The organism is Candidatus Rokuibacteriota bacterium, from assembly GCA_016209385.1.
Lineage (GTDB): Bacteria > Methylomirabilota > Methylomirabilia > Rokubacteriales > CSP1-6 > JACQWB01.
Genome location: JACQWB010000286.1, coordinates 1 through 2,709 on the forward strand (window position 1 = coordinate 1; position 2,709 = coordinate 2,709).

At 65.1% G+C, this 2,709-nt stretch carries 4 protein-coding genes; 3 read left to right on the top strand and 1 reads right to left on the bottom strand.

Annotated features, from left to right (window positions below; all coding sequences use genetic code 11):
- Positions 1-245: 245 nt before the first annotated feature.
- A complete protein-coding gene (locus HY726_21645) occupies positions 246-1,631 on the bottom strand; it encodes a sigma-54-dependent Fis family transcriptional regulator (GenBank protein ID MBI4611602.1) in 1,386 nt (461 codons plus the stop codon).
- A 271-nt stretch (positions 1,632-1,902) separates the two neighbouring features.
- On the opposite strand from HY726_21645, the gene HY726_21650 reads away from it, so the two are divergent.
- The 3 genes from HY726_21650 to HY726_21660 all read left to right on the top strand — a co-directional run.
- On the top strand, positions 1,903-2,031 hold the full coding sequence (locus tag HY726_21650; protein ID MBI4611603.1) for a DUF2283 domain-containing protein: 129 nt from the start codon (positions 1,903-1,905) through the stop codon (positions 2,029-2,031).
- A gap of 42 nt (positions 2,032-2,073) precedes the next feature.
- On the top strand, positions 2,074-2,301 hold the full coding sequence (locus HY726_21655) for an antitoxin family protein (protein ID MBI4611604.1): 228 nt from the start codon (positions 2,074-2,076) through the stop codon (positions 2,299-2,301).
- The coding region (locus tag HY726_21660; protein ID MBI4611605.1) for a putative toxin-antitoxin system toxin component, PIN family at positions 2,302-2,709 on the top strand (408 nt) is incomplete at its 3' end.

The following is a 2,709-nucleotide window of genomic DNA, read 5'->3' on the forward strand; positions in this document are numbered from 1 at the left end:
GGGCGAGGGGGCTCTCCCGCCCTCCTCGGTGAACCGCCTCGGTAGGGCAGCGCTCAGGCATCGTTCCCGGCGTCACCACGTCGTGTGCAATGCCGATGCCCTCAGGGCGCCACACGGCCTGTGTGTGGATGAGCAGCGTTTCTCTAGGGGGAACAGGACGTGATGATCAGGACAGAGGTGGGACGAACGGGAGGCTCGGACAGCGGTGCCCTACCACGTGGGACACGCCTGTCCAACTCAGTCGTTCAGATGCCGTGCTCCCGGAGCCTCCGGAAGAGGGTCCGGTAGTTCATCTGCAGGAGGCGGCTCAGGGCGCGCTTGTTGCCGCGGGTCCACTCCAGCAGTCGAACGAGGAGATCTCGCTCGACTCCCCCCACGAGCTCCTCCATGACCAGGCGGAACGGCCGCCCGCCTTCCAGGGTCGTCACGAGTTGCTCCAGTGTGGGCAGGGCGGGCTGTTCGAGAGACAAGGCCTGCCCCATCCGCGGCCGCTCCAGGTCCCTGGCATCGATCCGGCTGCCATCGACCAGGATCGCGGCCCGGCGGATCGCGTTCCGGAGCTCCCGCACGTTGCCGGGCCAGGGTTCCTGCACCAACAGGGCTCGGGCCTCCGGCGACAGGAGCAGGGGCGGCCGGTCAAGCTCCCGGCAAGCCTCCGCCAGCAAACGCTCCGCCAGGTACTCGATATCCTCCCGGCGCTCGCGCAGGGGAGGGATGAAGATCTCGAACTCCGCCAGGCGCTGGTATACGTCCCGCCGGAACCGCCCGCCTTCAACCTCCTGCCTCAGGGCCGAGTTCGAGGCCGCGACGATTCGTACATCGACCTCCACTGGGCGCTCCGCCCCGACGGGCCAGATGTGCCGCTCTTCCAGGGCGCGCAGCAGCTTGGCCTGCAGCCCCCGGTGGAGGTTCGTGATCTCGTCGAGGAAGAGGGTGCCGCCGCGGGCCAGCTCGAAGTAGCCCCGGCGCCGACTGGTCGCCCCCGTGAACGCCCCCCGCTCGTGCCCGAACAGCTCGCTCTCCAGCAAGGTATCGGGGATCGCCCCACAGTCCACGGCCACGAGCGGCTGTCCGGCCCGGCGACTCATCCGATGGATCGCTTCCGCCACCAGCTCCTTGCCAGTCCCCGTCTCGCCCTGGATCAAGACAGAGAAGTCCGTGGCGGCCACCCGTTGGATGTTCATGAGCATCCGCCGGACGGCCATCCCCCGGCCCATGCGTGTCAGGAGGTCCTGGCTGACCGGATCCGGCTCCTCGATCTCTCGGAGGTTCGACTTCCGGTGCCGGCGGATGGCCTCCAGGAAGTCCTCCCGCAGGATCGGCTTGAGCAGGAAGTCCGTGGCCCCACCTTTCATGGCCGCGATGATCACCCACGGCTCCGCCTGCCCTGACAACATGATCACCGGCGTGGGATGGGGGCTGCGTATGATGTGCGCCAGGACCTGCAGGCCGTCGCGGTGCGGCATCGCGACATCGAGCACGGCTAGCTCCGGCTGCAGCGCCTCGAACCGCTCCAGCGCCTCTATCCCATCGGATGCCGGGATCACCCCCCAGCCCTCCCGGCGGAGGTATGCCTCAAGGAGATGCAGCACTCCGGGGTCGTCGTCCGCGACCAGCACGCGAAAGTCCACGGTCCCCCCCTCCGCTCCTGGACACCGGCTCTGGCCGCACGGTGCGCCGTTGCACACGTGGAACACGACGCCGAGCAAGAATCGCGCCCCCATGATCCCGGGACCACGTCGGGGGCCTAACCCCCGGGATCTCCGCGCGTTGCTGCTCTCGAGATGGAATCGGGCTCTCCGAGCAGCGGAGACCATCCGCGTTGCGCAGAATGACGCTACCGTCAACGATCTAACGGGTCCCCTATGAAATGTGACTAACTAGAATAATCTCGATAATGCTCTGTATACTCAGCTTCGGGAGGTCCACCCGCACGACAACCTCGACATCGAGGACGGTGTGACGGTGGACGTTGACGCGGACGGGCACATCGTTGGCGTGGAGACCCTCAACATCACCAACTGTTATTGACACGCGATCGGTGCTCCCATACGATGACTTTCGAGGGTAGAGATGAGTCGAGTGATTCGGGCTGTTTTTGAAAATGGGGTCCTTCGACCGTTGGAGCCGTTGGATCTGCCCGACCGAAGCGAAGTGGAACTCGCCATCCAGGCTCCAAACCACTGGGCGAAGGAGTTCAGGGAGCTCTTGGCTCGGATCCACGCGAAAACCGGCCGTTTCTCCGGTGAAGAGATCGAGGCTGATATCACAGCGGCCAGCCGGGAATCCCAGGGCGGATGAGTGTCCGCAACCGTAGTGCTGGACACGAACGTCTGGGTCTCGGCGTTCCTGAACCCTCACGGATTCCCCGCCAAACTCCTTGACGCCTGGATCGACGGGGCGTTCCAGGTTGTCATTTCGGCCCCGCTAATGGAAGAGCTGGCGCATGCGCTCTCGAAGCCGCGGCTGATGCAGAAATATGGATACTCTGACCAAGACCTTTGGGAATATCTTGCGCACATCGTCAGCCGAGCCCAGGAGGTGACCCTCGCTGGGGAGATTGTTCTCAGCCGAGACCCCAAAGATAACCCCGTGATCGAAACGGCGCTCATGGGTGGAGCCCATTTCCTCGTGAGCCGGGATGAGGATTTGACCCGCGATCAGCCGCTCGCGGCCCATCTCTCCACCCGAGGGATCACAGTGGTAACC